General features: G+C 71.5%; 5 protein-coding genes. 2 read left to right on the top strand and 3 right to left on the bottom strand.

The window, feature by feature from the left end:
- Positions 1–479 (bottom strand): HAMP domain-containing protein (locus AC559T_RS31395; protein ID WP_498871015.1); only part of this gene is annotated, 479 nt, incomplete at its 3' end.
- A gap of 193 nt (positions 480–672) precedes the next feature.
- Between AC559T_RS31395 and AC559T_RS31390 the strand changes: the two genes are divergently transcribed.
- Together AC559T_RS31390 and AC559T_RS31385 are read left to right on the top strand one after the other, a co-directional pair.
- A complete protein-coding gene (locus tag AC559T_RS31390) occupies positions 673–3,066 on the top strand; it encodes a SpoIIE family protein phosphatase (RefSeq protein WP_498871014.1) in 2,394 nt (797 codons plus the stop codon).
- 333 nt (positions 3,067–3,399) lie between these two features.
- Positions 3,400–4,038: an excalibur calcium-binding domain-containing protein gene (locus tag AC559T_RS31385; RefSeq protein ID WP_498871013.1), complete on the top strand. Its 639-nt coding sequence runs from the start codon at positions 3,400–3,402 to the stop codon at positions 4,036–4,038.
- Positions 4,039–4,059: 21 nt separating this feature from the next.
- Here the strand turns inward: AC559T_RS31385 and AC559T_RS31380 are convergent, their stop codons facing one another.
- Positions 4,060–4,677 carry an acyl-CoA-like ligand-binding transcription factor gene (locus AC559T_RS31380; protein ID WP_498871012.1) on the bottom strand — a complete coding sequence of 206 codons (618 nt, stop codon included), beginning with the start codon at positions 4,675–4,677 and terminating at the stop codon, positions 4,060–4,062.
- Positions 4,661–6,229: an MFS transporter gene (locus AC559T_RS31375; RefSeq protein ID WP_498871011.1), complete on the bottom strand. Its 1,569-nt coding sequence runs from the start codon at positions 6,227–6,229 to the stop codon at positions 4,661–4,663. Before AC559T_RS31375 ends, AC559T_RS31380 begins: the two co-directional genes overlap by 17 nt.
- Positions 6,230–6,402: the final 173 nt, after the last annotated feature.

Raw genomic sequence — 6,402 nt, 5'->3', positions numbered from 1 at the left:
GTCACCTCGTCCGCGAAACCCGAAAGCTGATCGACCATCGTGTTGATGGTGTTCTTGAGCTCCAGGATCTCGCCCCGGGCCTGCACGGTGATCTTCTGGGAGAGGTCGCCCTCCGCGACCGCCGTCGCGACCTGCGCGATGTCACGGACCTGGCCGGTCAGGTTTCCGGCCATCGCGTTGACGTTGTCGGTGAGGTCCTTCCAGGAGCCCGAGACGCCCGGCACCTCGGCCTGCCCGCCGAGCTTTCCCTCGGTGCCGACCTCCCGGGCCACCCGCGTCACCTCGGAGGTGAACAGCGCGAGCTGGTCGATCATCCCGTTGAAGACGGTGGCGATCTCGTCCATCAGCTCGTCGCCGACGCGCGGCAGCCGGGTTCCGAAATCCCCACCCCGCACGGCGGTGAGACCGGCGAGCAACTGACGCAGCGCCGGGTCGTCCAGCTGGGCCGGGGTCTGGTTACGCGCCGTTACCTCAGTCACCGTGTCGTCCTCCAGCCCGGTCGTGCGGCCGCTGTGCCAAGCGGCGCGAGAAGCGGCATGAGAGATGTCCCGATCCTCGCGGATGTCCCGCAGTAGAGTAGACGGATTAAGTCTCACTTCTCGGTCACATACCGCTGCCTGGTCGGACCGCCACTCCCCGAAACCCCACTACCCGGAGCGGACGAGGAGAGGTGTGTCCCGGGCGTCGCAGAGTAGCGCCGGCCCCCGCGACCACACCGCGACGGGGCTACTCCATGTGATCGCCCGTCAGCAGCGGGAGCTGGCGGAGCTCCGGGCGCGGTCCGCCGCCGACGCTCTGATCGACATGGCCGTCGGGGTCCTGGCCGAACGGCTGCGCTGCTCGGTCACCGAGGCCGGTGACCAGCTGCGCCGTCTCGCATCCGCCTCCGGGGTCACCCCGGACGAGTTCGCCGCCGAGGTGCTCGGCGGGACCACCAGAACACTCCATCGACCCCCGCTCGACGACGGCGCCCGGCGCCGCCTGTGGCTGGCCGAGGCCGCGGTCAGCCACGCCACCGATGGCTGCCCGGTCGCCGAGGCCGTGTTCACCGAGGTCCTGGCCCATCAGGGTGCCGTCGCCGTGGCCTTCTGGATGCTGGAATCCGATGGCGCGCTCACCCTGGTGGGCGAGACCGGCCTGGGGCCGCTCGAGGCGAGCCGGTGGCAACGCATCCCGCCGCAGCTGGACTGCGTGGCGATGCGCGCGGCCCGCGGCGCCACGCCGCAGTGGTGGCCCGAGGGCTCACCGCCCGAGGCGAACGATCCGACCGACGTCCCGACGGATGTCCCGTCCGACGTCCCGGCGGGTGGCCGGGCGGGCGTCGGCTCGGTGCCGCGGGTGGGTCCCTGGCTCGGGGCGCGGGCGGCGCTGCCGTTCCTGCAGGCAGGCGCCGTCGTGGGCGCCATGGAGATCTGCTGGCCCGCCCCGCTCGCGGAGTTCACCGCCGGGCTCCGACGCGAGCTCGTCGCGCTCGCGGGCCTGTGCCTGCGCGGCCTGCACCCGGGCGGATTCTCCGCCGACACCCGCTCGGCGCAGCCACAGACCCTCGGCGGGCGAACGGCCTGGCTGCCCGCCCTCCTCGACGCCGTCGCCGGGTCGGTGCTGCTGGCCCACGCGGTGCGCGCCGAGGACGGCGAGATCCTCGACTTCCACGTCGACCACGTGAACGAGGGCTTCGTCGACCCGGCCGGCAGGCACCCGGCCCAGCTGCGTGGCCGGCGCCTGCTCGACCTCTACCCGCTCATGGCCGCCGACGCCGGCCTGCTCGAGCGGGCCGTGGCGGTCGTGCGTACCGGCGAGCAGTACCAGGCCGACGGCATCGCCCTGCTCGTCCTGGTCGACGACGTGCTCGTCGCCGAGGAGCTCGACGTCCGCATCGCCCCCTTCCTCGACGGAGTCGTGATCAGTTGGCGGCCGGTCGGCGGCGGTGGCGCGGGCGGTTCCCTGGCCGGCCACCTGCAACGCCTCGGCCGGTTCGGCGGCTGGCAGGAGGACGTCCGCACCGGGGCCGTGCGCTGGACCGACCACGTCTACGAGCTCTTCCAGCGTGACCGCACGATGTCACCCGTCCCGCTCGACGACCTCGATCCGCACATCCACCCGGACGACCGGGCGGCCGTGGACCACCTGCGTGACGCGCTGTTACGGCTCGGTCGGGCCGCCTCGGGATCGTTCCGGGTCATCGGCAGCGACGGGACGCTGCGCCAGCTCCGCGCCTTCGCCGAGCCGGTGACCGACGCCGCCGGCGTGACGGTCGCCGTCCGCGGCATCTACCAGGACCTGACCAGCCACTACCGCACGCAGGTCGTCCTTGACGCCACCCGGGACCAGCTCGCCGATTCGGAGGCGCGGGCCGACGGCCAGCATCAGCTCGCGCTCGCCCTGCAGCGGGCGATCCTGCCCAGCTCCGAGGAGCCCGTCGACCTCGGCGGTCTCGCGGTCGCCGTCCGCTACCGCCCCGCCGAGCAGGAGCACCTTGTCGGTGGCGACTGGTATGACGCGGTCACCCTGCCGACCGGCGAGGTCCTGCTCGTCGTCGGTGACGTCGCCGGGCACAGCATCAGGACCGTGGCCGGCATGGTGACCCTGCGCAACAGCCTGCGCGGCCTCGCGGTCACCGGCGCCGGCCCCGGGCAGCTGCTGCGCTGGCTCAACAACGTCACCTACCACCTCGCCGACAACATCACCGCCACCGTCATCTGTGGCCTTTATCGTCCCGCCGAGCGTGCGCTGCGCTGGGCCCGCGCCGGGCATCTGCCGCCCGTGCTCGTCCGGGACGGCTCCGCCCACGCCCTTCCGATGCCCGACGGGCTCCTGCTCGGCGTCGAACCCGATGTCGACTACCAGGAAACCGTCCACGTTCTTGAGCCGGACGACGTCCTGCTTCTCTTCACCGACGGCCTCATCGAACGCCGCGGAACCGGGCTGGACGAATCCCTCCACGCGCTGCTGCGGATCGCGGCCGCACCGGGCTTCGACGTCTCGCACCGGGCCGATCACCTGCTCGCGCACACCACCCCGGACACCGACGACGACACCTGCCTCATCGTCATCCGACAGACCTGAACAGGTGCCGATACGCCGTCACCCACCTCAACCCCGAGGCCACCAGACTCGTCATCGAGTCGTGGACCCCCGAACAAGGACTACGAACCGTCGAGCGCGGCTAGCCCGCAGGACGGGATACGAGCACGGCTTGGCCAGGTAGTCGGCGGCACACCCTGCATTCGACGGGACATTGATGCCCCGTTGTGACCTGTGGCGTGCTCCGGCCTGTACCGTCCACCCGGCTGACGGGGTGAGGGGGAAGCCGTGGGCAGGGCACGTCTGGCGCTCATCGCTGCGTCGATCGCGACGCTGGCCGGGTGTACCGGAGCCGCCGCGCGACCGGATACCCACATGTCTCCGCAGTCGGCCGACCAGGGCAGACGAATCCTCGCGGCACCGATGCCAACACCCTCCAGCTCGCCGCTCGTCGAGAGTCCGGCCCTCACCACGACATCGACCGCCGCGCCCAGCACCCGCCAGTCGGGACGGGCGGTGCAGGACACGAACGCGCGGCAGCCAGGCACTCCTGCGTCCGTCCCGGCTCAGATCCCTTCGAACGCGGGAAACGCACCGCCGGCTGCCCCACCGGGTGAGGATCCTCCGTCCATCCGGACCAGTGCTCCGCCTCAAGCGCCTGCTCCCGCGCCTGCGCGGCTGAGTTCCCAGGTGCCGGCGCCCGCCCCAGCGCCGGCCCAGTCCGATGTGTACTACGCGAACTGTGATGCCGCCCGGGCCGCAGGGGTGGCGCCGATCCCACGCGGCGCCCCCGGCTACCGGTCAGGATTGGATCGCGACAACGACGGCACCGCCTGTGATCCGGAGGCCCCAGCCAGGGCGGCGACAGCCGAGACGGCTCCTGCCAGCCCGGAGGCCCCAGCCGTGGCGCCGACAGCCGAGACGGCTCCTACCAGCCCGAGCCTTACGACGCCTCCGCCTCCGGACCGATCCGTAGCACCGCCGCCCCTACTCACACCGCCAGGAGGGGACTAGGCTGAAGGACTCTGTGCCAGGTCATACCGGTAGTCCGGCTTCGAGGTGGCCGAGGGCCTGGTCGACGAGGGCGGGCAGGTCCGCTTCGGGGCTGTCGGCCAGGGCCGGCAGGGTGGCGAGCATGGCGCCGATGGCGCTGCCGGCGACGGTACGCACGGCGAGGTCGCTCTTTGGACGTCCCGTCCGTTCGGCAATCGCGTCGGCCAGCAGGAGCATGGTCTGGGAGATCTGGTCGAGCATGGCAGCGCGCAACGCGGGCTCGGCGACAATGAGCGAGGTGCGTTCCTGAATCGCCTGCCGCTGTTCTGGGGTCAGGGCGTCGAACTGCTGGCGAATAGCGGCACGTATCGCCTGGATCGGCGAAAGTTCCGTGGGTTGGCTCTGGAAAGCCTCAATGATCAATGGGTCTAGGTCGTCCTGGAAAACGACGTCCTCTTTCGCGGGGAAATAGCGGAAGAAGGTCGTCTCCGAGACTTCCGCGGCGTCGATGATCTGGTCGACGGTGGTCGCGTGGTAGCCCTGTTCGCGGAACAGCCGCAGGGCGTGGGCCTGGATGGCGGCCCTGGTCCGGGCTTTCTTGCGTTCCCGCAGACCAGGCGCAGCCCGGTCACCGCGTGACGGCTCAGTGCGCGACGGCATCGGCGGTCCCCTCCTCGGTCTGCTGGCCGGTCTCCGTTCTACGGGATCGGCCACTGGGAAGGACGGCCAGGGCCGCGACGGCTCCGAGCACGGCGATCGCGGCTGATGCCAGACACGCCGCGCTCATCCCGTCGACGAACGCCGCCCGGACCGCCTGTTCCAGTCCGGGTGCCCCGGCCGCGTGCGCGGTGGCCGTACCGTCGTAGAGGCTCCTGCGCGCGCTCTCGGCCACCGTCGCCGGCAGCCCAATCCCGTCGAGGCGGGCGCTGCCGAGGCGGGCATGGTAGACCGCGACGAGGACGCTGCCGGTGATCGCCGCGCCGAGTGGGCCGCTCGTCTTGTTGAAGGCCTGCACGACAGCGGACTCGGTGCCGCTGCGTTCGGCCGACAGCCCGGCCAGCGCCGCCGCGGTCGCCACCGACAGGGCCAGTCCTGTCCCCGCGCCGACCAGCGCCGTCCAACCCGCGGTGAACACCGTGCCAGAGGTGGGCGTCGTGGTGGCTCCCACGGCGAGACCGCCCGCCAGGAGTACGAATCCCAGCGCTGTCGCCAGCCGCACAGTGATCGCCGGTGCGAGTCGGCCGGCGAGCCCGGCGCCGACGACCATGCCACCGATGAGGGGCAGCAGACGCAGGCCGCTGCCCAGGGTTCCGGTACCGCGCACACCCTGGAAGTACTGGGGCATCGTGAACAGCACCCCGATCATCGCCAGGCCCGCGACCGCGGCGAGCACCGATCCCCACAGGAACGGCCCCGGCCGCAGGAGCCGCGGGTCGACCAGCGGCCGGCCGGTCGGCCGCCGACCGAGCCTGCGCTCCCACCAGACGAACCCGACCACCGCGGCGGCCCCGGCGGCCATCGACAGCAGCGCGTCCAGGCTGCCCCAGCCGCGCTCCCCAGCGCGCACCAGACCGTAGATCACCAATGCCAGTCCAGCCGCTGACGCCGCGGTGCCGACCGGGTCCAGTCCAGGACGTCGCGTCGCTCGCGACTCCGGGATCAGGACGAAGCCGATCACTGCCGCGAGGACGACGACCGGAACGTTGAGCAGGAAGACCCAGCCCCACCAGAACCGCGACAGCATCCAGCCACCGAGAATCGGGCCGAGCGGCAGGGCAACGAACGTAGCCGCCTGGTAGATCCCCACTGCTCTCGGGCGCTCCTGCTCGTCGAACAGAACGATCAGGGCCGACAGCGCCATCACGGTGATGCCGGCGCCGGCCAGGCCCTGGAACAGCCGTCCCGCCAGGAACACCCCCGCCGACCCCGCGCAGGCGCAGACCACGGACCCCAGCCCGAAGACGGCCAGCGACACGAGCAGGACCCGGCGGCGCCCGAAACGGTCACCTGCCAGGCCGACGGGCAGCACGGCCGCGGCCAGCACGAGCAGGTAACCGGCGGAGAACCACACCAGATCGGACTGCGACGCGTCGAGCGCCGTCGACAGCGTCGGCTGAGCCACCGACAGGACCGTGCCGTCCAGGCTGACGGCGAGCACGCTCAGGCTGACCGCCCCCAGTGCCCACCACCGCCGCGACTCCGAACTCGACATCCGACAGCCTCCACCTAGTGGGTGCTTCCTCCAAAAGAAGGTAACACCCACATTGCCGATGCCCCCGAAAGTATGGCTGTCACATCCGTCGATCGGCCGACCCGACTCGGGCCTGTGCTCCGATGAACACCGGTGGCGCCGTCGGAAACGATCAGACGCATGGTCCACACCAC

The organism is Frankia sp. Hr75.2 (assembly GCF_949319125.1).
GTDB lineage: Bacteria > Actinomycetota > Actinomycetes > Frankiales > Frankiaceae > Parafrankia > Parafrankia soli.
The sequence above is the reverse complement of the archived record's forward strand: the minus strand, read 5'-3'. Positions and strand labels throughout refer to the sequence as shown.

What these genes read in the sequence shown, in the direction of transcription:
- AC559T_RS31380 (WP_498871012.1), bottom strand. Translation starts at nt 4,677, where the DNA reads ATGCCGTCGCGCACTGAGCCGTCACGCGGTGACCGGGCTGCGCCTGGT.
- AC559T_RS31385 (WP_498871013.1), top strand. Translation starts at nt 3,400, where the DNA reads ATGTCTCCGCAGTCGGCCGACCAGGGCAGACGAATCCTCGCGGCACCG.
- AC559T_RS31375 (WP_498871011.1), bottom strand. Translation starts at nt 6,229, where the DNA reads ATGTCGAGTTCGGAGTCGCGGCGGTGGTGGGCACTGGGGGCGGTCAGC.